Here is a 24771-nt window from a genome sequence, read left to right on the forward strand (position 1 = left end):
CAGCCAGTTTCAGCAGTTCTGGATCGGGCTTGGCCCGTTTGTTACGCGTTGCGACGGTCATTGTTTCTCCTTGATGGCGGCAGTGTCCTGCCAAATGACCGTTTACACAAAATTATTTACACCCTCCTCGTAGCTTAGCCCGTGTTCTTGCGGCAATTTGGCCACGATAGCAGAAACGGCCTCTAACGTTCTGCCGCCCCACTGATTGCTGAGAGCGTATGTTTTTCCGTCTACATGAAAAACCTCGTCATCTTCACAGAAAAAGCGATTTTTCGACTTCCGTGGAACAGTCGCCATCAACTGTTCGCCAGAAAGATCGCCATCAGCTGAGACAAATATGCCTGTATTTCGCCACAATACTGCCTCGCGGATGGTATCCGGACTTACGCCCAACCGAATCGCCTCCTGGACTACATGGAAGACCAACCACCGCTTTGGAAGATTCGTATGATCGTGGCCCGACTTTGTACGAACGAAATAGCGGGTGAAATCGCGCCCGTGTGTTTCGGCGACAGCACTTTCAATCGTCTTTTCCCGTATGGCTATTTGATACTCTGCAGATTCGGGCAAAGGAATAACTTGCTGAACATCCATCAGCACGTGGCCTCTGAACGAGTGAGGGCGGGCACGGATACATGTAAGGTCGAGTCCTTGCGCATTAAGCCAAAGAACCGTGGAAGTAATTTCCTTAGAAAAATCGGCTGAAACTAATGCGATTCGGACTTTGGCCGCCAAAGAGACTGGGCCTTCGGGGATATCGAGGAAGTTTCGAATAGACGGCTCAGCCGTCTCGGGTGAAAGGCCACGCGAGGTAAGATACTTGCGATGTGCCTCGACAGCTTGGTCGAAACGCATTGTAGAGACCATCGCAGCGTAACGCAAAGCTTGCAACTCCATATGTCCGCCGTCTTCGGTCCGCTTCAATTCGACGACAACCAATTGGCTATCGACGTCCAGGCAGAGCAGATCAATGCGTCGCCTACTATCCTCCCAATCCCCAAATTCTTCCGTAAGCACCATCAGGTCAGGTAGAACAACCTGGATGTGATCCCGAATCACTCCTTGAATGTCTTCACGCTCGCGAAGTTTGAGTGCGCTGTAAGTAGAGACAGGAATTTCATTTAAAGAGGGAGCAGAAAGTTCGTAGAGAGCCATGAGTATCTTTTCAATCGTAGGGTGGAGAAAGTCAAATGTGTCCTAGTCCACATTTGATCTAAAGAATTGAGCCAGGTATCATACAGTCCGCTAAATAACTGCAGGCGCCGCTGCCCGACTAACTGCGCTACAAACTGCAGCCGCAGCAACCCCTAAGATCAATAGCGCATCGCTTCGGCTGTACCACTCGGGATTACCATCGTCGTCGTCGACATGATGGGCAGGCTGAGTGTAATGTCTCGCTGCCTCCACAATCAAAAGCTCGCGTTCAAATTTTGTCATCGTCCTCTTTTTTGTCTTAAATTTTTCGATGGCAACATTGACCGATTCCTTTTCGGTCATGGCAGCGTATACGCTATCGAGCGCCAAACGACATCGAGTTACAACGGCGTCATAGCGCCCGGAATGCAGATCTTCATTCGCTTGGCGTATAAGCGTAACTGCTGGATACATTTTACTGTCCTGCATCACTCGCGGAAGTGCGACTCCTATGACAAGAATGTCGGCATAATTTAGTTCGTGGAGAACACGAGCCCAATCACTGAGGGTGACGTGATGATTGATATCATCATGGGCAGGTAATGTCCCAGACATCCCCACCGTTTCGCCGTATAGATGAACCGTAAAGTACAGTCCGGCACCGTTCTGAATTTCATCCAGAGCGAACAGTTGTTGCGGAGTTAGATTGAGCTCAAACAATAGCTCCTGTTGTTGCGAATGCTGATTTGGTTGTATGGTAAACGACGACGCCGTCTCCGCCATACCCAGGAAATGCAGGTCACTGTGCTTTGCTCCTGCTGATATGCGCAACCGCACGTTTCGTAAAATAGCCGTATTTGACTCGTTCGGCCAACTCGGAATGCCAAACTGAATGCCAAAGCAGAGTTGATAGATACCTATCCCTTTTTTGCCAGACACATATTGGACTTTGGGGTTGGCAATGATGCGCGATCCATGATTTAGACTCAAGGAGCTCTCCACTAATCGTAAGATATGAAACAATTTTCGGGTGCGGCAAACATCAGTGTCTATTCACAGCCAAGATACTCGTCGCTATCCTAGAGTGGCGCCGGATCTGCTACCTCGCTGGCTGGTTTCCGGCGTATTGGATTTCTGGCTACCGACGACTTTTTGTCTATTTTCTGCTTCGCCACATTCCACTGTGGAGGGAGATCGTCTTTCACCATCGTACATGTCGCGCCAGGAGAGCCCTTGATATCTGCGACGCTGCCGACCGAATAGTATGCTCCGCCAAATTCGCATACGGTCAAGCGCGTAGTAGCGGCCTGCAGCCGCTGTTCCAGAGAAAAATTTTGTACGACCAATGCAGCAGCGGCGACGCTTATCGCGATCCCAAGCGCAACAGACACCAGAAAATACGAGCGCGGTATGGTTCGATGCGAGCGTGGCGCCGCTGGCCGTGTCGAAGAAAATTGCGCCGGTTGTGTTGTCTTTGTCAGCCAATCCTTGAGATAGGCATCGAGCTCGACAAAATACTCTTTAGGAATGAGTTTTACTTGCTTGGCGCCGGTACGCGCCAATATCTGGTTCCAGACGTCCAGCGGCTCTTCCTCCGTCGCCTCAACAATCTTTTCGATGAGCTTGCCAATGGCGCGCTTTTGATGGTTTGTCAGGTATTCCACTGACAATTTTGATGCATCTTTTTGTCCGTTCACATGCAGGTTGATGACGTTGCTGTTGTTAAATTGTGACCCTTCATTCACCACATCACCTGCAGCTGCCTGTCCAATATTAGCCCCATTGAAATCGACTTTCTTCTCGGTCATGCCTATTTTTTCCTTGCCTTATTCACAATGTCGCCAGCGGCCGATTGGCCGATTTTTGCGTTGCCAAAATCAACGGTATATCGCGGTGCTTTTGCCGGGGCGGAACCACCGATGAGCGCCGCGATCGCGGCAGCTTTGACGGCTATCGGCGCACTGCGGTATTTCTCCAGCAGCTCGGTTTCATCCGGTGTCAGCGCTGCAGTTGAACGCGTTCCAAGCGCGATGTACTGAATATCGGCACCAGCGAGGGCGATGGCCGCTAGCACTTCCATTCCCGGTGAAATTTTTCCGGATTCGTACCGACTCCATGTCTCGCGCTCCACATTTGCAATCGCGGCGACCTCCTGTTGCGTGAAGTTGAGGCGCTTGCGCTCCTCCTTCAATCGCTCGTAAATTGATCTATAAGTCACAAAATATCCTTGACAATGTGATTTATCAATCACATAATCCAATCTAACAAATCACAAAGAACAACCAAATAACTTATATATAGGAGTCACGCCAATGACCCCCGAGCAAGTCAAACAAAGTTTTCGTCAACGCGGTATTACATTTTCACAATGGGCACGCGAGAACGGCTACACACAGCAAGCCGTTTACCGTGTCTTAAACGGCTTCGACAAAGCCCACTACGGCAAGGCTCATGACATCGCCGTCAAACTGGGCCTGAAGAAGCCAGCAGACCAACTTGCTGCCTGAGATGGTCATGACAATTCCAATTCATCCATTCGCCTATCTAGCCGATTTTGGAGAATCAGTCTGCCAAGCACTGATTCCCCTAGTCCAGCAGGGCCTCATCACACTGCGCGCTGAGTCCGATTTTACGCCGACCGAGCTATCGGCCGAGTTTCTGCCCGATTTCACGGCACTTGGACGCCCGGCACTAGACAAACTTATCAGTATGTCCATACGGAAAGATACACCAGTTATCGGTTCGACCACAAGGTTTACATTGCTGTCGCATGTATTTTCTGAAATCCGGGCTATCGATCCGTCGCTGGCCGACGAAGCGCAGACCTTGGCTGGTGAGGGCGAAATTGTGGCGGCGTATCGCCTTCTAACACGTCGGCTCTCTGCATCAGATACGGCTGCCACCGCTCCCAGGCTGTTGCAACGGACGCTTTTTCGGCAGGCGACATCTCCAGTCGAGCCTGATCCATTACCTGCGCGACATGACGCACAGACTCACGCGGTAACTGCCGTACCAGTTCTGACAGCAGCCAATGATGCGCCCATAGCTCCCCGCGCAATTCATCGATATACGGGCCTATCGCTTTGTCGATCAGTTTTTCCAGCATTCCAGTTTCGACCATATCCATCTCCTGTTGTGTATCGGTATGCAGCCATTGTTGACGACGCCGCATCGGCTTGAACAGATGCACAACTGATTTTTGTTTGGAACGCATGAAATGAAGGGGAAAACAGTGACCGCAAAAACGCGCCGGAATTGGAGACGTATCCAGCCGACCAGTCTGCGCCAGGCAATGGAGCTGTGCAAAGAGCACGCCAGAGAGCGACTCAATCTATCCATCGAGCGTATCGCGGAATTGATGGGCCAAGCGGATCACTGGTCGCTCTACAAGTGGATAGAAAACGGGCGTATGCCCACGGTACTGGTTCCCGCCTACGAGAACGCTTGTGGTATCGACTTCGTTACCCGGTGGTTCGCTGCTAGCAAGGGCAAGCTGCTGATCGACATCCCGACCGGCCGCGCACTGACGGACGTCGACGTGGTCGCGTTGCATAACGGCTTCGGCGCGGCGATGCAGCTTCTGACCGACTTCCACTCGGGTAAAGCCGATGCTGGCACCACCTTGGATGCATTGGCCTCGCACATTGAGCAGGTCGCTTTCCATCACGCCAATGTCAGCAAACATGCAACGCCAGAGTTTGAATTTTGAAAGGGGAGATTATGTTTTCTAAAAAACTAACCATACCATCCATCGGCCGGCACCTAGTGCTCACGATTCGGATGAGCAACGAGACAGTCAGCGCTAGCGTACATGACCAAAAATCCACCTACCACGTGGCATATGCCACCGCCGATTGCGAGAGCTGCCGAATCGACCTGGGCACTCACGACCCCATGCTGTGGATAGGTTCCGCAGCATTTGACATCACGCAGGAAGACAGCGAAAAGATTGCCGCTGAATTCGGTTTCAGAATTACCGCTGGAGGGATGGCTGCATGAGCGCTGACAAAGAGCAGAGCAGGCCCAGCGCGCAGATCCTGCGGGCGTTGACGATGCTGGAAATCCTGTCGTCCGAGCCTATACGTGGCCTGTCGAATAAAGACCTGGCCGGCGCTTTGAAGTGCCCACCGCCGTATGTCACCCGTACCGCCGACGTACTGATCGAAAAGGGCTGGGTACGGAAAGATGACGCTACCGGTCGTTTCCATATTACGACGCATTTTTCACGCCTGACATTGCGAGTTATGGACGCTTTCGGCCGTGCCGAGAGTGACCTGGCAACACTCAAGCGCAATTTTACTTTGACTAACTGAGAGGATAGAAAATATGGCACGGACAAGCAACAAAGTGATCAAGATCGTTGAAACCCCGATGAACGAGGTAGCGCTGAATAACGCGGACGCATCAGGTCAAGAGTTGACGCAAATTCAAAATTCGTATGCCGAAGAACGCGATCTGATGAATCAGATACTCGGTCAGGTGCAGATGGCACGCGCAATATCGAAATTTGCCGACGTCGTCAGTTTGGGAAAACTCGCCCATATCAAGGAAACCAAGATGTACCGGGCGATTGCGGGGAAAAAAGGGCTCGATGCAGAAGGTGGCGAAATTGCCGACGTCGGCACTTGGGAAGGATTTTGCAGAATTATCGGGAGCACTAAGTCCAAGATCGATGAGGATCTGCTCAATCTTCGTATATTCGGCGAAGAAGCGCTGGGGAATCTCAATCGGATCGGTGCCGGATATCGCGAACTGCGTCAATTGCGAAAGTTGCCTGACGACGACAAAACTGCCTTGATTGAAATGGCGAAATCTGGCGATAAGGAATCTTTGGTCGAATTGCTGGAAGACGTCGTCACGAAGCACGCCAAGGAAAAAACGGCGCTGACCAGCAAGGTGAAGGAGTTGGAAGCCGAATACAAAGCGCTGGACAAGGTCGCTGCGAAATCTGACGCCGAAAAAAAGCAAGTCAAGATTGCCCTGGAAAAGCTCCAGCTGCGTACTGCCCCGTGGGACGAGCGTGTAGCGCCTTTCAAGGAAGAGATCGCCCAGCGCCAGTCGCTCATCGACCAGCTGGTGGCGCGGCACCTGGAGGCTGTCACAGCCTTGGATAGCTGGGTGTCAGTCGAATTGGCGAACGCACCAGGTTACGACCCCGAAGCCGCCGCCGATATGCCAATGGAGGTGCTGACAGTGCTGTTGCATCTATCGGACGCGATTGAACGCACCGCCACCTTGGTGGCCAATGCACAGCACGCTCTGCGGACGCGCTTCGGCGGTGATGTCGACGCCGCACGTCAGCAACTGCTGACGGTCGAATAACAGGAGGCCGAGGTGGACATGGCAATCACGCCCGACATTCGCGACTATCTGCGCGATTTGGCCCGACAATTGGACGCTGCCAGCCACGGCCAGCGCGGTCCCATTATCGCCGCCGCGCACAGCTTTCTCGGCTGGTCGCCACAAACCATCTATCGCCAGTTGAAAGAGTCTTGTGGCTGGGCAACGCAGCGCAAGGCCCGTGCCGACAAAGGTTCCACCAGCGTGACGGCGGCAGCGCTGACGATGCTGGGGGCGACGCAACGCGAGGCGATCCGCGACAACGGCAAGCAGACACTATTTACCACGACCGCACGAGGCATGCTGGAACAGAACGGCATTGCCTTCAATGTGAGCAATGGCCAGCTCAATAGGCTAATCCGGGACCGTAAGCTCAATGTCGCCGCCCAACGCAACGTGGCGCCGGTGCAGTCGTTACGCGCTTTACACCCTAACCATGTGCATGAGGTTGATCCGTCGCTGTGCCTGATCTATTACATGAACGGTCGGCAGCATATCATGCGTGATCGTGAATTTTACAAGAACAAGCTGGAGAACTACGCCAAGATCAAATACAAGGTCTATCGCTACGTGATGTACGACCGCGCCAGCGGGCTGCTGGTGCCCTGGTACGTCGAAGCCGCAGGCGAGAATCAGCACAGCCTGTTCGAGTTCCTGATGTTCGCCTGGGGACAGCAACAAGGGCGTCTGTTCCAGGGCGTGCCGAAATTCGTACTGTGGGACAAGGGCACGGCCAATACCAGCGCGGCCATCAAGAATTTGTTGTCCCACTTGGAAGTTCAACCGTTAGAGCACGAAGCCGGCAATTCCCGTGCCAAGGGCGGCGTCGAAGTTGGCAACAACATCATCGAAACACAGTTCGAGTCGCGCCTGCGCTTTGAGCCGGTCAGCGATATCCGTGAGTTGAACGAGCATGCGTTTGCCTGGGCCAATGCCTACAACGCCAATCTGATCCCCGGTCAGGACACGCGCTTGCGTCGGGATGGGCTGGCGCAGCCGATAGCCCGATATGACTTGTGGCAGCTGATCACAGCGGCCGAGTTGCGCCTGTTGCCAGCAGTCGACGTATGCCGTGCACTGATGGCTGCGCGGGAGCAGGAGCGCAAGGTCAAGTCGAATATGACCGTCGACTTCAAACATCCGAATGCCGACCGGTCCCTGTTGTATAGCTTGCGCGGCCTGGATGGCGTGAGCGTCGGCGACACGGTAGTCGTGCGGTCATTGGTCTACGGCGACTGTGCCATCCAGATCCAGGCGCCACGGTACGACGGCGAGATGCTGACCTACCGCGTCGAGCCAGAACGCAACTTCGATCAGTTCGGCCAGGCGATGTCGGGCAGCGTCATCGGCGAGGAATACAAGGCCATGCCGGATACGGCGATTGAGCAAGCGGCCAAGGCAATGGATACGCTGGCGTACCCAGAGATGGACGCGGATGAGATCAAGAAAGCCAGAAACAAGAAGGCAACACCATTTGCCACCAAGCTGAACGCCCATTCGTATTTGCAGGATGTCGCTTTACCGACCTACTTGCCGCGTCAGGGTGCAGCAATCGATACACCGGATCATCTGAAGCCGGAAATTGCCATGCTGACAGCCACCGCCGCAATGCTGCGCTTCGTTGCTGGCATCGGCCGCCATCTGACGGATGAAGAAAACGCCTTCCTGAGCGCTCGTTATGCCGACGGTGTGCCGGAAGACCAGATCGCGGCGTTGATCGAACAATTTATTAATCCTGCCCAAGCTGCCCCGCAACGTGCGGTCGGCGGATTGCGGGCTGTTTAACCGTACCGGAGGGGTACTTATGGCACTGAAACTGAGTCGAGCTGCGTGTACCGCAGGCGGCGCTGGCCGCCAAGGTGATCTTGTCCAACGGCCGGCCGATGAGCCAGGGGTCCCTGGCGCAGATCATCAACCATGACGAATGGCCACGGACGACCGAGCGCGATGTGATTACCTCGCAAATCAAGGCATTCGTGTTCGCTCACGGTGGCCATAACGGTCATATCCGCAACCTGTTTAAAGAAGAATCCGACGTAGCGCCATCTGCCAAGACCAACGCTACGCCGGAAGACCGCCCATCCACAAATGAAAAGGAGTCTGCCGACATGCTACTACGAAAACACACCTTGACCGCTGATGCCCGGCGCAAGTTCAAGATTGCGCGTGACCCGTTCACGGATGAGATGACCTGTGACGCCGACGTGTTCTTGTCCGACGATATCCGGTACGTGCGCGCCACTATCCGGCAAACCGCCAAGCACGGCGGCATGCTGGCGGTCATCGGTGAGTCTGGCGCCGGCAAGTCCACGTTGCGGCAAGACCTGATTGAGTGGATCAACGTCAATCATGAGCCGATTACCGTGATCGAGCCGTATGTACTTGGCCTGGAGGATAACGACGCCAAGGGCAAGATGCTCAAATCGATCGACATCTCTGCCTCGATCATCACCACCATCGATCCGAATGCCAAGCCTAAGCGCGGCGGCGAGGCTCGTGGCCACCAGATGCACGATTTGCTCAAGGCGTCGGCACAGACCGGGCGCCGCCATGTTTTGATCATCGAAGAGGCGCATGGCCTGCCGATCCCAACATTGAAACATCTGAAACGATTTTTTGAGCTGCAGGATGGATTCAAGAAACTGTTATCCATTGTGCTGATCGGTCAGACCGAGCTGGGGTGGAAGCTGTCCGAGTCCAACCCGGAGGTGCGGGAGGTCGTGCAACGTTGCGAGACGATCACGCTGCCGCCGCTGGACAACCATGTCGAAGCCTATCTGCGTCATAAGTTTGCCCGGGTAGATGTCAATTTTGACAGCCTGTTCGACGCCAGCGCGGTCAACGAGATCCGACATCGGCTGCGCCACGCGGAAGCCGAGGGCGGCAAGGGCAACCGTGCCGTTAAAACCACCTCCTTGTGCTATCCGCTGGCCGTCAACAACCTGGTGGCCGGCGCCATGAATGAAGCGGTCAAGATCGGCGCTCCACGGATCACCGGTGAGTTGATCGCCGCAGCGGTGAGAGCTTGATATGGCGATCAATCACCTGACCATTGTCGCCCTGGTGGCGCGGGCCTTCAAGGCCCTGGCGCCGCGCACCGTGAAACGACGGACCCGAGAATTGCGGCGCCTCCGGTTGCAGTGGCGCTTGCGCGGCCTGGATTTCGATGATGCCGAGATCCAGCAGTCCCTGGAGCAGGAAAAAAAGTATGTGGCCGTGCTGGAAAAAGCGTGTGCGGACCTGCTGGACAACAACGAGCGCAAGCGCAAGAGCCTGAATCGTCGCCTGAAGGGCCTGGATGTGGAGGAACTGCTATGAGTTTCCTCAAGTTCCTGCACACCCGCCTGGGCATCTTGCTCTGGACGGCGGCCATGATCGCGTGCGGCTCCTGTGCGACCACGCATGGCCAGGATCAGTATGCGGCCATCCCTGTGAAATCCGGCAAGGCATGCACTACTGCCGATAAGCATGCCTGCCGGAGCAACGACGGTGCCATCAAATGGAGTCGGATATGACCGAATTAGCAAATAAGCTCAAAGACCTGATCAAACGGACGCCTGGCATTCTGCTGGTGCGCCTGGCCGACCAGGCGGACTGCGATGTGGATGCGGTCCACGTCGAGCTGGCCGAGGCGATACGCCTTGGTGAGGTCTTGACGGAAAAGACGGAAGGCCCTAACGGCCATAAGACATATGCGTTCCAGAGTAACCCGGCGTTCCTGGGATGGGGCAAGCCGGCCGAGGCGACAGTCACAACAGTTGCCGCTGCTGCCGTCGCTCTACCTGTCATCGCGCCACCAGCCATTGTGAATACAGCGCCGGCAGTGCCCACGGAAACCAAAGTACAGATCGCCATCGACTACCTGCAAAGCCACGGCGTCGCCACGTCGGACGAGATTCATGCGGCGATGGGACTGAACAAGCGGCATACACCGCAACAGTACCTGGGCTATGCAATGAAGGTTGGTCGCATTGTGCGCCAGGGCGACGTCTATCGCCTGGGCGATGGAGCGGGCGTCAAGCGTTCGCACCGGGTCGATGTTACGCCACCGACGCCAGTAATCATTCCGGCTTTCGCAGCATCTGCTGGGGCGACACTGTCCGTGCAACCAGCACAGCCAGAGGATCTAACGCAGGACGCCATTGCAGCGTCGATGCAAGTCGGCAGTTTGCAAATCATGGCGTGGCAGCGTTCTGGTCGCATGGTGCTGACGGCCCACGGCGCCACGCTGCTGCTGGAGTCCGAACACGTGCGGGCATTGGTAGCCTTCGTTGGATTATTGGGAGCCAATCATGGATAAGCCGCACATGGCGCCCTGGGAGCAGGCGATTTTTGATGGATATACGGCGGGTAAAAAGCCGACGTATGACGAATTGGAGGCGGCGCTACTAGGCGCATTGCGGGAGCGCAATGCCGCCAAACAGACCACCGTCTCCATTGCCGGCGATCTTACAGAGATTGTTGTCGCAAGAATGCGCGGTGACACAGCCAAGGTGCTGGCGGCGGTCGATGCCGTGATCGCCAAAAGCGTCAAGATCGTCACGACCCCATCGGAGACTTTGCAGTAATGACCAGGAGAACTTCAATGGCAAAGCCAAAATCACGCATCACAGTCACGAACCGTGCCGATGGCGTCACTGTTCGCGCAACCGGCAGTTACGCCATGAATTTGCTGGCCGCGCTGATGGGAAAGGCTCCTGTAGAGGCATTGCGCGAGTTGCAGCAGGCAGGTGATGCTACTGCGGCAGCTCCGGATGCATCAGAGCATGGCCCTAAACCAACATAACCGGAGAAATCAATGATTGTCGATAAATTCTTGATGATATTGCCGGAATCGGGTTTTGACCGAAATGGCAATTTGCCACCCAACCTGGCGCCACGTTTTATTTATGCCGACCAGATCGATGCGGAAAGAGTGGCGGAAGAACGCGGCATCGCACTTGGTTCACCCGTCTATCTGCTGGAGGCGGCACGGGTATTTATTCCAGGCCAATACGACGCCGCCGGCAGAATTATCTCCGTCCCGCGCTGGGTTGATCTCCCGACTTCAGAACGGAGATAGCCATGCAAACCGGCCTGCCGTTGCGCGATACCCCCGATCAATTGCTGAAGCTACTGATTCATGGTTTGACGACACGGCACCAGGGCCGGATGCATGGCATCAACGCATCGAGCCTGGCCGCGCAGATCGGCGTCACCGAACGCAGCCTGCGCAAGCTGATTTCCGATGCGCGAGAACAAGGTGTCGCCGTAGTTGGGGCACCTGAAACCGGCTACTACGTGGCCGAAACGGCTGCGGAGCTGGAAGAGTGCTGTCACTTCCTGCGCAGCCGTGCGCTGCACAGCCTGATGCTGGAAGCGCGTATGAGAAAGATCACGTTGCCCGTTTTGCTGGGGCAGCTCAATTTGAACACTTGAGGATGATGGAACTATGAACGATATCACTGCGATCCCTGATGGATACAAACGCGATGCCAAGGGGCATTTGATCCCTGACAGCATGATCAAACCTATCGATCACACCCGCGACAAGCTGGTTGCTGAACTGGTTGATAAGGCACGCGCCGTCAGCGACACCATCGCCACCTTTAAAACGTCCGTATTTGAAGATGTTGCTGCCTTTGTCCAGCTGTCCGGCGAGGAATATGGCGTCAAGCGCGGTGGCAAAAAGGGCAACGTGACGTTGCACAGCTTTGATGGCGCTATCAAGATTTCGGTGGCCAGCGCCGACAACATCACTTTTGATGAGCGCCTGCAGGCCGCCAAAGCCTTGATTGACGAATGCATCGACGAATGGAGCCGCGAGAGCCGCCCGGAAATCAAGGTGCTGGTGCAAGGTGCTTTCCAGGCCGACAAGGAAGGCAACCTCAATACCGGCCGCATTCTCGCTTTGCGCCGCCTGGAGATCAGCGACCCGCGCTGGCAGCGGGCGATGACAGCGATCGCCGAGTCTGTCCAGGTGGTCGGCAGCAAGCAATACATCCGGTTTTACGAGCGCGTGGGCGATACCGACAAGTACGTTCCTATCAGTCTCGACATAGCGACGGCTTGAACACGCATTAGCAGGTTTTTGTTGCCAAGCGCCCAGCTGCAGGTGGCGCAGCGGTTGAATAACAGTAGCTGGTTGCGATGGTGTCCTTTCCATCAGGCGTAACCCGGATGCCCCACGTTACGGGGCACTTTTAACCACCATCTATATATAAGGGAACACCATGAATCAAGCAGAACTGATCGTAGCCGTGTCGGACAAGACGGGATTTGCCAAGTCCGATATCGAACACATCCTCAAAGCGACCGGTGACGCGGCCCAGGCAGCGCTGGCCGGTAACGATGAGGTGACCTTGCCTGGCATCGGCAAGCTCAAAACCAAGGTCACAGCGGCGCGCACCGGTCGTAATCCGAAGACAGGCGAGGCGCTGGAGATTTCGGCCAAGACCAAAGCTGTGTTTGTGAGCGCTAAGGCGTTGAAAGACGCCATTCAGTAACCAGTAGGCGAAACCGCGCTGCAAAGCGCGGTCTGCCAGGCGTTGCGGCCCGGCACTGATGAGCAGCTACCTACCAGGAGAAACTATGCGGACATATCCAACACCACAACGCGCAAACAGCAGTCAGAACAGGGCACGCCTGGTGCAGCTGATCCATATCGCCAAGGGCCAGTTGGGCATGGATGACGACACCTACCGCGCCATGCTGGCTGGTTTGGAATTGCCGAATTCGACAACCAGGATGAGCGTTCCAGAACTGACCAGGACTTTGGAACACATGAAGCGGTCAGGTTTCCAGGTGCGTTCCAAAGTCACGGCACGACGGATGGCTGACGATGCTCAGTCTAAAATGATGCGTGGCCTGTGGCTGGAACTGCATGCGCTTGGCTACGTGCAAAATCCCGACGAATCTGCGCTGACGACCTGGGTAACGCGGGAAACCGGGGTCGATGCGCTGCAGTGGCTCAATAGCCAGCAAGCCCAGGTGACGATCGAGAAACTCAAACAATGGCGATGGCGTGATGAGCGCAAGATCGACGCGCTGGCTCAACGACTACACGCTCAGGGCAAATCACCGTCCAGTTCCGCCGTCGAGCTGGCCAAACTGTGGTTTGGCGCTGAAAAAATCACCAAAACAACCGCTCAGCAGCTGCTGGTGCGGCTAAAAGCGAGGGAAAAATGAGAAAGCGCAGCTCGCGGATGGAGGGAATGCGTCGGGAATTACTCGCCGATGTGGCGTCGCATGCCTCCGAAATCGCTGCTGCGCACGGCGTCAAAGCCGATATCGCCGATCTAATCGGTGCCACAGTGGCCGATCACCTGGCCGAACATTGGGGAGGGCAAGTTATTTCTATCCCGAGAGACTATTACTACAAGCTGTCGGACCTGCACTTACAGATCTATACCGAGTTCAAGGGCAATAATCACATGGAGCTGGTACGCAAATACGGTATCTCTCTGCAGTGGATCTATAAGCTGATCAAGCGAGTCCACATGCGTGAAATGGACAAGCGGCAGCCACGCTTGTTTGACGACGATTCGGCACCTGGCGGTTCGTAACTATATTTAAAAGACCAACGATGAGTAGAGTAAATATGGTCATGTATTTGACCCAGGAACAGCAGCAGGCCGTCGATGCATTATTGCGACAGTACAAATTTTGCCGGTATGACGAGATCGTTACCCAACTGCGCGAGGCCGGTATGACCGTGTCGCGTTCGTCGCTGCACCGGTATGCGGTAGAATTGAAAAAAAATGATGCGCGCCGGATTGTATCGCCAGGAGCAACCATCGTCGTATTAATTGATTGTCTGACTGGAGAGACGAAGACAACTTCTGTATCGATCAGTTCAGAACAAATTCTTGCGGCAATTCAGCAACCGATCGCCAGCTAAAATCCCGAGGCTTTTCTTGTAAATGCGTTACAACCGTGACGACAAATTTCGGAGTATCGCGGAGTGTTTCGGATATTTATCTCGTTCCTACGTCCTCATTTATCTTATTCCCCCTCACTCAATTTTCTTGCTTCAGCCGTGTTACGTCAAGCGACAAACTCTCAAGTTTGTATGAGCAAAATTCATTCAGCCTGCTGTGGACCTGTCAGTCCTGGCAGGTTGCTGTGCCAATGACATGCTGCGGTCATAAATGCGGCATATATTCGGGCGACAAATAGTGTACTAGAGAAACTTTTCCCTTTTCCCGAATGGAGTCTCCATGAAACTGAATCGCAAGTTATTCCTCACCTTGATCAGCGGCGTCGCTTGCGCCGCGCCATTGCTACTGACAACCCAGAACGCCCTGGCCTGGGGCGACGAGGGCCACATGATCGTCGGCACCATCGCCAACCACTATCTGACCGACGACGTCCGCTCCCAGGTCAACGCCATCCTGGCCAACGACGCCACCGGCCTGACCGCCGGCGACATTGCCTCCGAGGCGACCTGGGCTGACAAGTACCGCAGTTCACATCGCGAGACCGCAGCCTGGCATTTCGTCGATACCGAAATCAGCGATGGCGATATCGACGCCGCCTGCTTCGGCCATCCGAGCCTGCCGGCCAACACCCCGGCGTCTGGCGGCGTAGCGCAAGACTGCGTGGTGGATAAAATCGACCAGTTCACTACCGAATTGCGCGACCCGAACACCGACCCTGCGGAACGCCTGCTGGCGCTGCAATTCCTGCTGCACTTTGTCGGCGATCTGCATCAGCCGCTGCACTCCAGCGATTCCAATGACCGCGGCGGCAACGATGAAACGGTATCGGCCACCGGCATCGCCTCCGGCAAACTGCACGCTTATTGGGATACCGCATTCGTCAACAAGCTGGGTACCGACCAGAGCCAGGTGGCGTCGGCATTGATCGCCAAGATCACCAACGCCGAGATCGCTCAATGGCAGCAGCAGACGCCGCGCGACTGGTCGCTGGAAGCCTTCGCGCTGGCCCGCACCGACGCCTACGGCAAACTGCCGACGCCTGAATCGAACGGCAAGTACAAGCTGCCGGCCAGCTATGTCAGCAACGCCACCAGCGTGGTTGCCCTGCAATTGAGCCGTGCCGGCGTGCGCCTGGCGAAAGTATTGAATGATGCATTGGGCGGCAACGGCAGTTCCAGCGCATCGGTATTTTCTTCGCCATTTTCCGGGAAGAAGTAAGTAACGATTGATGCAGGTCCTGAGCGCCGGGGCGCTCAGGAATCACAATCTTCTAGGCAATCAGCCCGCGTTTAGCCAGCATCGGCTCCACCTTCGGATCGCGGCCGCGGAACGCCCGGAACGCCAGCGCCGGATCTTGCTTGTTGCCCGAGCTGTAGATATGCCGCTGCAAGCGTTCAGCAATCGCCGGCTGGAACGGATCGCCGGCCTCGATGAAGGCGTCGTAGGCATCGGCGTCCAGCACTTCCGCCCACATGTACACGTAGTAACCGGCAGCGTAGTCGGAACCGGCGAACAGATGCTGGAAGTGGCTCAGGTAATGGCGTTGGCCGATATCTTGCGGAATGCCCAGCAATTCGCACTGCTGCGCCTCAAAAGCATCAAGGTCGACCGTGCTGCCGTTCGGCAGCGAATGCAGCGCCATGTCGATCAGCGCCGGACCGGCATACATGATGGTGGCCCAGGCCTGGTCGAACCGGCGCGCGCGCTTGAGTTTTTCCAACAGGGATGACGGAATCGCTTCGCCAGTCTGGAAGTGCCGCGCATGACGCTTGAGCACGACTTCTTCCTCGGCCCAGTTCTCGAAAATCTGCGACGGCAATTCGACGTAATCCTGCAATACCTGGGTGCCCGCCAGGCGCTCGTATTTCACCTGCGACAGCAAGCCGTGCAAACCGTGGCCGAACTCATGGAACAGGGTGCGCACATCGTCGAAACTCAACAGCGCAGGCTCAGCTACTGCCTTAGCGAAATTATTGTTGTTGATGACGATCGGCAGCGTGCCGCCGTTATGGCCGGACTGGCTGCGGAAGACGTGCATCCAGGCGCCGCTGCGCTTGCTGGCGCGAGCGAAGTTGTCACCGATGAAGAGACCGATCAGGGCGTTCTCGCGGCTGCGCACTTCCCACAAGCGGGCCTCCGGATGATGCAGGGCGACGCCGTGCTGCTCGACGAAGCTGATGCCGAACAGGCGCTGAGCGCAATCGAACATGGCGCCGATCATGTTTTCCAGTCCGAAGTAGGGTTTCAATTCGGCGTCGTCCAGATCGTAGCGCGCCTGCCGCACTTTCTCGGCCAAGTAGCGCCAGTCCCATGCCGCGATCGGGGTCGGCTGGCCCAGGCTGCGCGCCATTTCTGTCAGTGCCACGCGGTCTTCTTCCGCCTTGGCTTTGGCCGGCTCCCATACTTTGCCGAGCAGGGCCGATACCGCTTCCGGTTTACCGGCCATACGGTCGATCAGCTGGTAGTCGGCGTAAGTGGCGTAGCCGTGCAGTTGCGCCTGCTCCTGGCGCAAGGCCATGATTTCAGCCGCGACCGGACGGTTGTCATGGCTGCCGGCATGCGCGCCGCGCGCTACGCGCCCGCGCCAGACTGCTTCACGCAAATCGCGCCGATCGGAGAATGTCAGGAACGGTTCGGCCAGCGATGGCGACAAGGTAACCACATGGCTACCCTCTGGCAGACCACGCTGTTGCGCCGCAGCCTGCGCCGATGCGCGCAAGAAAGCAGGCAACCCGGCCAGCGCCGCTTCATCTTCCAGCGTCAGTGCAAAACCGGATTCATCGGCCAGGACGTTTTGTGTGAACTGCGTGCTCAATGCCGCCAGTCTTTCCATCACCGCACTATAGCGTGCGCGCGATTGCGGCGGCAGGTTGGCGCCGGCGCGCACAAAGTCCAGGTGCACGCGTTCCAGCAGGCGCAGTTGCACCGGATCCAGATCCAGATCGACGCGCTTGGCGTGCAAGGCATCGATCCGCGCGAACAAACCGGCATGCAGGTACATTGCATTCTTGTGCGCCGCCAGCTTGGGCGCCAGTTCGACCTCTGCCACTTGCAGAGCCGGCGAAGTTTCGCTGGCGGTCAGGTTCTCGAACAGCAGGCTGATGCGGTTGTTGAGTCGGCCGGATTCATCGAAAGCGGCCAGCGTGTTGGCAAAAGTTGGTGTCGCCGATTGCGCAGCGATGGCGTCGATCTCGGCCAAGTGGGCTGGCAGAGCTACTTCAAAAGCGGGTACGAAATGCTCGGCCTTGACCTGGTCGAAAGGCGGCAAGCCGTAAGGGGTATTCCAGTCTTGCAACAGGGGATTTGTGGCGTGAGTATCTGACATGGCGACGGGCATCCTGACTTCCTGACTGATAGTGAGGCCACTATTGTATGCCTTGCGCCTTGTTTTAGCGCACAGATATTCATACTGGCCAGCGTCTGTCACATAACCGAATCAGCCATTACCGGATGTGATCCAATTTTCTATTTTGACGCAGGGATAGCTTGCGAAATCGCGTGCATTATTGGTGACCAGCACCACGTCGAGCGCAAGAGCATGTGCGGCGATCAGTTTGTCGAGATGGTCTTTCTTGCGTTCGCGGGTGGCTTCGCGGATCGGACCGTAGGCGCCCGCCGCCGCGCGATCAAATGCGGCTACCGGAATGTCTTCTATCAGCGCTGCCAGGTGCTGCCGTTCGCGCGCGTGATTGGCCGAAGCAGTGACGCCGTATTCCAGTTCGGCGTAGGTTATCGCCGACATCACCACGTCGCCGACAAAACACGCGGCGAAACGCTCCGCCACTTGCTGCGGCTGATTTTTCATCAGGTAGATGCACATATTGGTGTCGAGCATGTAGCGCGCCATCAGAGGGCCTCGCGTTCGCTTTGCTCATGCTCGCCGCGGCCGTCAGCCATGAAATCCGGGCCGAACTGCGCGAATTTCTTGAGGACGCCGCCCAGCGGACGTCCCACCGGACGAATCCGCAATTCATCGCCGACCCGCTCGATCTCAAGCTCGATATCGGTGCGCTCGTAGGCCAGGTCTGCAGGAATCCGGATCGCCTGGGAATTGCCGTTCTTGAAGACTTTGGTGGTTTGCATGTCCAGCATCGCTCGATGAAAGTAGGATATGTGCATCATAAACGGCTCCCGATAAAATGTAAATACATGTGTGTACACACTTGTCAATCATGAATCAAAATATTCGTTGGAAATTTACGTTTGCACAATAGGGTTTTTCTTAGATTCAACTTATACTGTACGTATATACAGTTAAATTGAAGTGAGGAAAATTCTTATGCAAGTGGTTAGAAGATCTGAACTTGACGCGATTACCGAAGGATTGAAAGCGACAATCGCACGCCTTGTGCCGAGCCATCGCAATGCCGGGGAAATCCTCACCTGGTCGCTGATGCATGAAATAGAAAACCAGGCGATGCGCGCCCTGGAGCAATCCGGCAATTTCGACCTGACCCACCTGAACCTGCTGCGCGCCTATCCCACGGCGTATCCGCGCACCGACGATCCGGTCAATTTCGGCAACGCCACCGGCTTGCCTGTCGTCTTGTCCCTGATCTACAAGGAATACAGAAGATCGCATTAGCCGGCTGCCGCGCATGCTGAAAACCGGCACGCGCAGCAGCCGGTCCGGATAAGGGCTACAGTGTCGGCTTGTATTTTTCAAGGCACTTCAACATGGCAGAACCACAATCCACCAAGCTCAGCGCCGGCCTGGTGATCATGATGTCCATCGCCACCGGCGTCGCGGTGGCCAGCAACTATTACGCGCAACCGCTATTGCACACCATCGCCGCGCGCTTCGGCATTTCCAACGGCAGCGCCGGCCTGATCGTGACGGTGGCCCAGCTCGGCTACGCGCTCGGCCTGATGCTACTGGTGCCGCTGGCGGACATCATCGAACGCAAGAAAATGATCGTCGTGATGACCTTGCTGTCCGCTTGCGGACTGGTGATCACGGCTACCGCGCAGAGCATGGTTTTTGTCTTGATCGGCACCGCGCTGACCGGCCTGTTTTCGGTGGTGTCGCAAGTGCTTGTGCCTTTTGCCGCTACATTGGCGGCACCGCATGAGCGCGGCAGAGTGGTAGGCCACGTGATGACCGGCCTGCTGCTGGGCATTTTGCTGGCGCGTACCGTGGCCGGTTACCTGTCGGCGCTGGGCGGCTGGCAAACCGTGTACTGGTTTGGCGCGGTGCTGATGATCATCGTGGCGATCGCGCTGGGCCGGGCGCTACCGCGCCATCATCAGTCGCAGACCCTGAGCTATCCACGCTTGCTGACATCGATCCTGACCCTGTTTGTCGCCGAGCCGGTGCTGCGTATCCGCGCCTTGCTGGGAGCGATCATCTTTGCCGTGTTCAGCGTGCTGTGGACCTCGATTTCGTTCCTGCTCGCGGCCGCGCCTTTCAACTATTCCGACGGCACCATCGGCTTGTTCGGGCTGGTCGGCGCCGCCGGCGCCATGGCTGCCTCGCATGCCGGACGGCTGGCTGACCGCGGCAAGGCGGGCTCGTCGACCACCATCGGACTAGCCTTGCTGTTGTTGTCATGGCTACCGCTGTTGTTCGCCAAAAGTTCGCTGCTGGCGCTGATCATCGGCATCCTGGTGCTGGACCTGATGGTGCAAGCGGTGCACGTCACCAACCTGAGCGTCATCAACCACTTGCATCCGGATTCGAGAAACCGTCTGACCGCCGGTTACATGACCTGCTATTTCATCGGCGGCGCTTGCGGTTCCTTGCTGTCGACCGCCATGTACGGCTTTGCCGGCTGGTTCGGGGTGTCGATGACCGGCGCCGGCTTGAGCGCGGCGGGGCTGCTGATCTGGTGGCTGATCGGTCCTAAGGACCAGCCCGCGACAGCGGCCTGATCGTTTGTTCTGAAGCGCCCCGGTTCCTAGGGACGCTTCAGTTCAGGATAAATCGTCATCAATTGCATGGCCACGCCGTTAGTCCAGCCGAAGCCGTCCTGCAAGGCGTACTCGCCGCCGCCAGCTTCGGCGCCGCTGCCCATCACATCGTATTTTTCCACCAGCTTGCCGCTGTTGCCGTAGCCCTGCTGTACCTTGCCCATCCAGCGCGTAGCTATGTCGCGCGCCAGAACGGTCTGACCATAGCGGTTAAGGCCATCTACTGCTATCCATTGCAGCGGCGCCCAGCCGTTGGGCGCATCCCATTGCTGGCCGCTGTCGACCGGCGTCGTCACCACGCCATACGGTTTCAGCAGTTTCTTGCTCACCCACTCGGCCACGCGCGCGGCTTGCTCTGGTGTAGCGAGACCGACAAATAACGGATACAAGGTGGCAGCACTCGGACGGTTGGTCGATTGCTGTTTGATCCACTGGTAGTCCACGTAATGGCCGGCGGCTTCATCCCACAAATACTTTTGCACCGCCAGTTGGCGGCGTTCTGCGCGCTGCGTGAAATCGCTGCTGCAAGCCATATCGTGCACACGTTCGCAGCCAAGGCGGATAGCGTTTTCCAAACCATACAACAAGCTATTCAGATCGACCGGCAAGATAGCAGTGGTTTCGATGGTAGCCAGCGTCTTGCCATCGGCGAACCAGCGACTGCTGAAATCCCAGCCGCTTTCGGCGCCCGCGCGCGCATCGCGATAGACCTCGGCGGCAGGGCGGCCGCTGTGCTGCGCCAACGCAACGTCTTCCGCATACGATTCATCGCGCGGCGTGGCGCGGTCATCGTAATAGCGGTTCAAGATGCTGCCGTCGGCCAGCGCCACCACACGGCGATAGGCGGTTCCGGGCTTGAGACCATTCGCGCCATCCATCCAGAATGCGTATTCACGTTGCAGCTGCGGCAGATAGCGCGCATAGGCAGCGGCCTCGTCCTGCATGGAAAGCAGGCCGACCATCTTGAAATAGAAAGGCGGTTGCGAGCGGCTCAGATAGTAGCTGCGGTTGCCATTGGGAATATGGCCGTAACGGTCGATCAGGTTGGCGAAATTATCGACCATGGCGCGTATCGATTGCGGCTTGCCGTTTTGCAGCAAACCCAGCATGGTGAAATAGGAATCCCAGTAATACACCTCGCGAAAGCGGCCGCCGGGCACCACATATGGTTCGGGCAACGGCAGCAAGGAAGAAGCGGCGTCAGCTTTTTGCGGCTGCCGGGTCAGGTGTGGCCACAAGCCGGCAATATGCTGTTCCAGCGATTGCGTGCGGTCGCTGACATAGGCGTCCGGGTTGTCTTGCGGCAGAGTGAAGCGTTGCTGGACAAAATCGGCGAGCTTGAAGCCGGGGCGATCCTTTTCACGTTTGTATTGTGCGGCTATGAGCGCCGGAGACATCTTCGGGACAGCGTCGACAAAGGTTTTACCATCCTTGAAAACATGTTCGAACTGCACTGCCGCGAACAATTCCGGATACAGCTCGGATGGCGGCGTCGGATACACGGCAACGGATCCGACCGCGGAAGATGCTTCGGCAAAAGCCGGTGGATTGAATGCACCAAGCGCCAGACTGGCGGCGACGGCGATCACTGCGAAGCGAGAACAACGATGTTGCGAAACCGCTAAAGTCATGCGTTTCTCCATGGCGACGTATTTTCACTATGGAGCATGGTAACTTACTTAAGCCGCTACATCGGACCTGGCCGGCTCAAACGCTCATGCGCTCTCTTTCGCCAGTATTTCCGATAGCAACTTTTTGATCTCCGGCACACAGGACCCGCAATTGCCGCCAGCCTTCAGACAGGCGGTCACCTCGGCCACGCTGCCCAGCCCTTGCTTGCGGACCGCATCGCAGATGGTGTTGCGGCCAATGGCAAAGCAGGAGCAGACGGTCGGCCCGGTATCCGCGCCCTTCTCTATCGGCTGGCCGATCAGCAGGCCGACCCGGTCGGCGTCCGCCAGCTGATCCTTGAGGAACAGGCTGGCCAGCCAGGCACGCGACGGCAGGTCCGGGCGTGGCGAGAGGAAAACGCAAGCCTCGATGCGGTCGTCGACCACATGCACCGCGCGATAGACACCGGCGCTAGCGTCTTCGTATTCCAGCCAGTCGGCATCCACGTCGCTTACGCCCAACATCAATGCGGCCCACGCACTGTGATCCGCAATCGGACTACGGCCGGCCAGTTCGTAACGGTTAAAGCGCCGCCCTTGAATCCGCGTCCAATGGGTGATATCGTCCAGCAGCGGCTGGCTGCGGCTCAGCACAAAACCGTACCAGGCCACAGGGAATTCTTCGACGCACACCGGCGTGTGCTTGAACTCCGGCTCGCCGGAAACCGGATCGACCACCGGATTGACCACGGCGCCAACCCGCGCATCCGAGGCGGACTGCGCGTTCCAATGGATCGGCACGAAAATCGTGCCGCGAGCGATGCCGCCGCCATGCTGCACCCTGGCCACCATCGCACCCCAGCGGCTGCGCACGCGCGCCAGCATGCCTTCGCGCACACCGTACAGCAAGGCGTCCTGCGGATGCATGTCGATGAAGGATTCCGGCACATGGTTGGCCAGCCTGGGCGACTTGCCGGTGCGCGTCATGGTGTGCCACTGGTCGCGCACGCGGCCGGTGTTGAGGCTGAGCGGGAAGTCGCCGTCGGTGGCGTGTTGCGGCGCCCTTGGCGGCGTGGGAGTAAAGCGCGCCTTGCCGTCGGCATGGGCAAAACGGCCGTCGGCAAACAAGCGCGCAGTACCTTGTTGTTCACCTGATGGCGATGTCGCCAGCGGCCATTGCACCGGTTGCATGGCATCGAAGCGGGTTTTGTCCATGCCGCGCAAGCCGTCCAGATTGAACATGCGATGCGGACCATCGGCGTTGTTGCGATAAGCGCTCAAGCCGGCGTGTTCATCGAATATCTGATGTACGGCAGTGAAATCGAATCCGGCGTAACCCATGCGCTGCGCCACCTGGCAAATGATTTGCCAGTCCGCGCGCGCCGCACCGGGAGCCGGCAAAAATGCACGCTGACGTGAGATGCGCCGCTCGGAGCTGGTGACAGTGCCGTCTTTTTCACCCCAGCCCAGGGCCGGCAGCAAGACATGGGCAAAGGCGTTGGTGTCGGTTTTTTCCATGATGTCGGAGATCACCACCAGTTCGCACTTTTTCAATGCGCGCTGGACCTGGTCGGCATCCGGCAGGCTGACCACGGGATTGGTGGCCATGATCCATACCGCCTTGACCTTTCCGTCTTCAATCGCCTGGAACAAGTCCACCGCTTTCAAACCCGGCCGGTCCGCCATGCACGGCGAATCCCAGTACGTCTGTACGGTTTCGCGGTGCTTGGGATTGTCCAGGTCCATATGCGCCGCCAGCATGTTCGCCATGCCGCCCACTTCGCGCCCGCCCATCGCATTCGGCTGGCCGGTGATCGAAAACGGCCCCATGCCCGGCGCGCCTATGCGGCCGGTCAACAGATGGCAATTGATGATGCTGTTGACCTTGTCGGTGCCCGATGAGGATTGGTTGACGCCTTGCGAAAAGGCCGTGACGGTTTTTTGATTTTCTGCAAACCACTGGTAGAAGGTCAGCAAATCCTGCGGATCGAGTTTGCAGATTTTCGCCACCGATGCGGGATCGGCGCAGTCGGCCTCGGCCACTTCCAGCGCGGCGGCCATACCGTTGGTGTGCGCGGCGACAAAGCCGTCGTCGGCAGCACCCGCGCGCGCCAGGAAACTGAGCAAGCCGTTGAACAGCCAGACATCGCTGCCGGCCTTCAGCGGCAAATGCAAATCCGCCAGTTCGCAAGTCGCGGTGCGGCGCGGATCGATTACCACCAGCCTCATCTGCGGCCGGCTTTCCCTGATCTTGGCGATGCGCTGAAACAGGATCGGATGGCACCAGGCGGTATTCGATCCCACCAGCACCACCAGGTCGGCCAGCTCCAGGTCTTCGTAGCAGACCGGCACCAGGTCGGCGCCGAACGCGCGCTTGTGGCCGGCGACGGCAGACGACATGCACAGCCGTGAATTGGTATCGATGTTGGCGCTGCCGATGTAGCCCTTCATCAGCTTGTTGGCGACATAGTAGTCTTCGGTCAGCAGCTGGCCCGAGACATACAGCGCCACCGAATCCGGTCCGTGCTGCTCGATGATGCGGCGAAAACCATGCGCCACCTTGTCCAGCGCGGCATCCCAGGAGGCCAGCCGCAACGTTTGCCGGTCGCCTTCTCCTTCGCGCATTTTCGGATACAGCAAACGGCCGTCAAGCGCTACCGTCTCTCCCAATGCGGAGCCTTTGACACAGAGACGTCCCAAGTTTGACGCATGGCTTTCGTCGCCGGCAATGTCGATCTGGCCGTCGCTGCTTACCGTGGCGCGCACCCCGCAGCCGACGCCACAATAGGGACAGGTAGTCAGCGTGCCGACAAGCTTGCCGGCCGGTTGCAACGGAAAAATCTGTGGAGCATTCACGC

Annotated in this window: 32 protein-coding genes and 1 other RNA gene; 23 read left to right on the forward strand and 10 right to left on the reverse strand. The window is 57.1% G+C overall.

Going from position 1 to position 24771, the window contains the following annotated elements:
- Nucleotides 1–102: 102 nt before the first annotated feature.
- The 4 genes from ABI171_RS01000 to ABI171_RS01015 all read right to left on the reverse strand — a co-directional run bounded on the left by ABI171_RS01000 (nt 103) and on the right by ABI171_RS01015 (nt 3385).
- Nucleotides 103–1155: a hypothetical protein gene (locus ABI171_RS01000; RefSeq protein ID WP_348090764.1), complete on the reverse strand. Its 1053-nt coding sequence runs from the start codon at nt 1153–1155 to the stop codon at nt 103–105.
- Between the two features lie 90 nt (nt 1156–1245).
- Entirely contained in the window at nt 1246–2124 is an 879-nt protein-coding gene (locus ABI171_RS01005; protein WP_348090765.1) for a hypothetical protein, read from the reverse strand.
- A gap of 89 nt (nt 2125–2213) precedes the next feature.
- Entirely contained in the window at nt 2214–2942 is a 729-nt protein-coding gene (locus ABI171_RS01010; RefSeq protein WP_348090766.1) for a hypothetical protein, read from the reverse strand.
- A 2-nt stretch (nt 2943–2944) separates the two neighbouring features.
- Complete coding sequence (locus ABI171_RS01015; protein ID WP_348090767.1) at nt 2945–3385, reverse strand: helix-turn-helix transcriptional regulator; 441 nt, start codon at nt 3383–3385, stop codon at nt 2945–2947.
- A 61-nt stretch (nt 3386–3446) separates the two neighbouring features.
- On the opposite strand from ABI171_RS01015, the gene ABI171_RS01020 reads away from it, so the two are divergent.
- Nucleotides 3447–3641, forward strand: coding sequence for a DNA-binding protein (locus ABI171_RS01020; RefSeq protein WP_348090768.1), 195 nt, complete (start codon nt 3447–3449; stop codon nt 3639–3641).
- Between the two features lie 284 nt (nt 3642–3925).
- Here the strand turns inward: ABI171_RS01020 and ABI171_RS01025 are convergent, their stop codons facing one another.
- Nucleotides 3926–4348 carry a hypothetical protein gene (locus ABI171_RS01025; RefSeq protein WP_348090769.1) on the reverse strand — a complete coding sequence of 141 codons (423 nt, stop codon included), beginning with the start codon at nt 4346–4348 and terminating at the stop codon, nt 3926–3928.
- Nucleotides 4349–4351: 3 nt separating this feature from the next.
- Between ABI171_RS01025 and ABI171_RS01030 the strand changes: the two genes are divergently transcribed.
- From ABI171_RS01030 to ABI171_RS01125, 20 genes are all read left to right on the forward strand, one after another.
- Complete coding sequence (locus ABI171_RS01030; protein WP_348090770.1) at nt 4352–4843, forward strand: hypothetical protein; 492 nt, start codon at nt 4352–4354, stop codon at nt 4841–4843.
- Between the two features lie 11 nt (nt 4844–4854).
- On the forward strand, nt 4855–5133 hold the full coding sequence (locus ABI171_RS01035) for a hypothetical protein (RefSeq protein ID WP_348090771.1): 279 nt from the start codon (nt 4855–4857) through the stop codon (nt 5131–5133).
- Nucleotides 5130–5447: a helix-turn-helix domain-containing protein gene (locus tag ABI171_RS01040; RefSeq protein ID WP_348090772.1), complete on the forward strand. Its 318-nt coding sequence runs from the start codon at nt 5130–5132 to the stop codon at nt 5445–5447. Before ABI171_RS01035 ends, ABI171_RS01040 begins: the two co-directional genes overlap by 4 nt.
- 13 nt (nt 5448–5460) lie before the next feature.
- A complete protein-coding gene (locus ABI171_RS01045) occupies nt 5461–6456 on the forward strand; it encodes a hypothetical protein (RefSeq protein WP_348090773.1) in 996 nt (331 codons plus the stop codon).
- Nucleotides 6457–6474: 18 nt separating this feature from the next.
- Nucleotides 6475–8259 (forward strand): integrase, encoded by a 1785-nt coding sequence (locus tag ABI171_RS01050; RefSeq protein ID WP_348090774.1) that lies wholly within the window; start codon nt 6475–6477, stop codon nt 8257–8259.
- A gap of 80 nt (nt 8260–8339) precedes the next feature.
- A complete protein-coding gene (locus tag ABI171_RS01055) occupies nt 8340–9503 on the forward strand; it encodes an AAA family ATPase (RefSeq protein ID WP_348099202.1) in 1164 nt (387 codons plus the stop codon).
- 1 nt (nt 9504) lies between these two features.
- Nucleotides 9505–9792, forward strand: a complete 288-nt coding sequence (locus ABI171_RS01060; RefSeq protein ID WP_348090776.1) for a hypothetical protein — start codon at nt 9505–9507, stop codon at nt 9790–9792.
- Nucleotides 9789–9989, forward strand: coding sequence for a hypothetical protein (locus ABI171_RS01065; protein ID WP_348090777.1), 201 nt, complete (start codon nt 9789–9791; stop codon nt 9987–9989). The genes ABI171_RS01060 and ABI171_RS01065 overlap by 4 nt, the downstream gene beginning before the upstream one ends.
- Nucleotides 9986–10774, forward strand: coding sequence for a hypothetical protein (locus tag ABI171_RS01070; RefSeq protein WP_348090778.1), 789 nt, complete (start codon nt 9986–9988; stop codon nt 10772–10774). Before ABI171_RS01065 ends, ABI171_RS01070 begins: the two co-directional genes overlap by 4 nt.
- A complete protein-coding gene (locus tag ABI171_RS01075; RefSeq protein ID WP_348090779.1) occupies nt 10767–11042 on the forward strand; it encodes a hypothetical protein in 276 nt (91 codons plus the stop codon). Before ABI171_RS01070 ends, ABI171_RS01075 begins: the two co-directional genes overlap by 8 nt.
- A gap of 17 nt (nt 11043–11059) precedes the next feature.
- The gene (locus tag ABI171_RS01080) at nt 11060–11260 is read left to right on the forward strand and encodes a hypothetical protein (protein WP_348090780.1); all 201 of its coding nucleotides are present in this window, start codon (nt 11060–11062) and stop codon (nt 11258–11260) included.
- A 12-nt stretch (nt 11261–11272) separates the two neighbouring features.
- Nucleotides 11273–11536: a hypothetical protein gene (locus ABI171_RS01085; protein ID WP_348090781.1), complete on the forward strand. Its 264-nt coding sequence runs from the start codon at nt 11273–11275 to the stop codon at nt 11534–11536.
- A gap of 2 nt (nt 11537–11538) precedes the next feature.
- A complete protein-coding gene (locus ABI171_RS01090) occupies nt 11539–11892 on the forward strand; it encodes an HTH domain-containing protein (RefSeq protein WP_348090782.1) in 354 nt (117 codons plus the stop codon).
- 13 nt (nt 11893–11905) lie between these two features.
- The gene (locus ABI171_RS01095; RefSeq protein WP_348090783.1) at nt 11906–12526 is read left to right on the forward strand and encodes a DUF3164 family protein; all 621 of its coding nucleotides are present in this window, start codon (nt 11906–11908) and stop codon (nt 12524–12526) included.
- 160 nt (nt 12527–12686) lie between these two features.
- Nucleotides 12687–12959, forward strand: coding sequence for an HU family DNA-binding protein (locus tag ABI171_RS01100; RefSeq protein WP_348090784.1), 273 nt, complete (start codon nt 12687–12689; stop codon nt 12957–12959).
- A 5-nt stretch (nt 12960–12964) separates the two neighbouring features.
- Nucleotides 12965–13031: hammerhead ribozyme type II (locus ABI171_RS01105), an RNA gene on the forward strand.
- The gene (locus ABI171_RS01110) at nt 13018–13641 is read left to right on the forward strand and encodes a regulatory protein GemA (protein ID WP_348090785.1); all 624 of its coding nucleotides are present in this window, start codon (nt 13018–13020) and stop codon (nt 13639–13641) included. Before ABI171_RS01105 ends, ABI171_RS01110 begins: the two co-directional genes overlap by 14 nt.
- Before the next feature lie 26 nt (nt 13642–13667).
- The gene (locus ABI171_RS01115; RefSeq protein ID WP_348090786.1) at nt 13668–14018 is read left to right on the forward strand and encodes a Mor transcription activator family protein; all 351 of its coding nucleotides are present in this window, start codon (nt 13668–13670) and stop codon (nt 14016–14018) included.
- Nucleotides 14019–14059: 41 nt separating this feature from the next.
- A complete protein-coding gene (locus ABI171_RS01120) occupies nt 14060–14353 on the forward strand; it encodes a phage protein Gp27 family protein (protein ID WP_348090787.1) in 294 nt (97 codons plus the stop codon).
- Between the two features lie 319 nt (nt 14354–14672).
- Nucleotides 14673–15611 carry a S1/P1 nuclease gene (locus tag ABI171_RS01125; RefSeq protein ID WP_348090788.1) on the forward strand — a complete coding sequence of 313 codons (939 nt, stop codon included), beginning with the start codon at nt 14673–14675 and terminating at the stop codon, nt 15609–15611.
- A gap of 52 nt (nt 15612–15663) precedes the next feature.
- Here the strand turns inward: ABI171_RS01125 and ABI171_RS01130 are convergent, their stop codons facing one another.
- The 3 genes from ABI171_RS01130 to vapB all read right to left on the reverse strand — a co-directional run bounded on the left by ABI171_RS01130 (nt 15664) and on the right by vapB (nt 18476).
- Nucleotides 15664–17718: a M3 family metallopeptidase gene (locus ABI171_RS01130; protein WP_348090789.1), complete on the reverse strand. Its 2055-nt coding sequence runs from the start codon at nt 17716–17718 to the stop codon at nt 15664–15666.
- A 111-nt stretch (nt 17719–17829) separates the two neighbouring features.
- Nucleotides 17830–18240 carry a type II toxin-antitoxin system VapC family toxin gene (locus ABI171_RS01135; protein ID WP_348090790.1) on the reverse strand — a complete coding sequence of 137 codons (411 nt, stop codon included), beginning with the start codon at nt 18238–18240 and terminating at the stop codon, nt 17830–17832.
- Nucleotides 18240–18476: a type II toxin-antitoxin system VapB family antitoxin gene (vapB, locus tag ABI171_RS01140; protein WP_348090852.1), complete on the reverse strand. Its 237-nt coding sequence runs from the start codon at nt 18474–18476 to the stop codon at nt 18240–18242. The genes ABI171_RS01135 and vapB overlap by 1 nt, the downstream gene beginning before the upstream one ends.
- Nucleotides 18477–18672: 196 nt before the next feature.
- Here vapB and ABI171_RS01145 point away from each other — a divergent pair, with 196 nt between their 5' ends.
- Nucleotides 18673–18978: a hypothetical protein gene (locus ABI171_RS01145; RefSeq protein ID WP_348090791.1), complete on the forward strand. Its 306-nt coding sequence runs from the start codon at nt 18673–18675 to the stop codon at nt 18976–18978.
- Between the two features lie 92 nt (nt 18979–19070).
- Nucleotides 19071–20264 (forward strand): MFS transporter, encoded by a 1194-nt coding sequence (locus tag ABI171_RS01150; protein ID WP_348090792.1) that lies wholly within the window; start codon nt 19071–19073, stop codon nt 20262–20264.
- Between the two features lie 26 nt (nt 20265–20290).
- Here ABI171_RS01150 and treF read toward each other — a convergent pair whose 3' ends face one another.
- Nucleotides 20291–21934, reverse strand: coding sequence for an alpha,alpha-trehalase TreF (treF, locus tag ABI171_RS01155; protein WP_348090793.1), 1644 nt, complete (start codon nt 21932–21934; stop codon nt 20291–20293).
- A gap of 84 nt (nt 21935–22018) precedes the next feature.
- Complete coding sequence (locus tag ABI171_RS01160) at nt 22019–24769, reverse strand: molybdopterin-dependent oxidoreductase (RefSeq protein ID WP_348090794.1); 2751 nt, start codon at nt 24767–24769, stop codon at nt 22019–22021.
- Nucleotides 24770–24771: the final 2 nt, after the last annotated feature.

Origin of the sequence: Collimonas sp. (assembly GCF_039923675.1) — a bacterium.
Lineage (GTDB): Bacteria > Pseudomonadota > Gammaproteobacteria > Burkholderiales > Burkholderiaceae_D > Collimonas.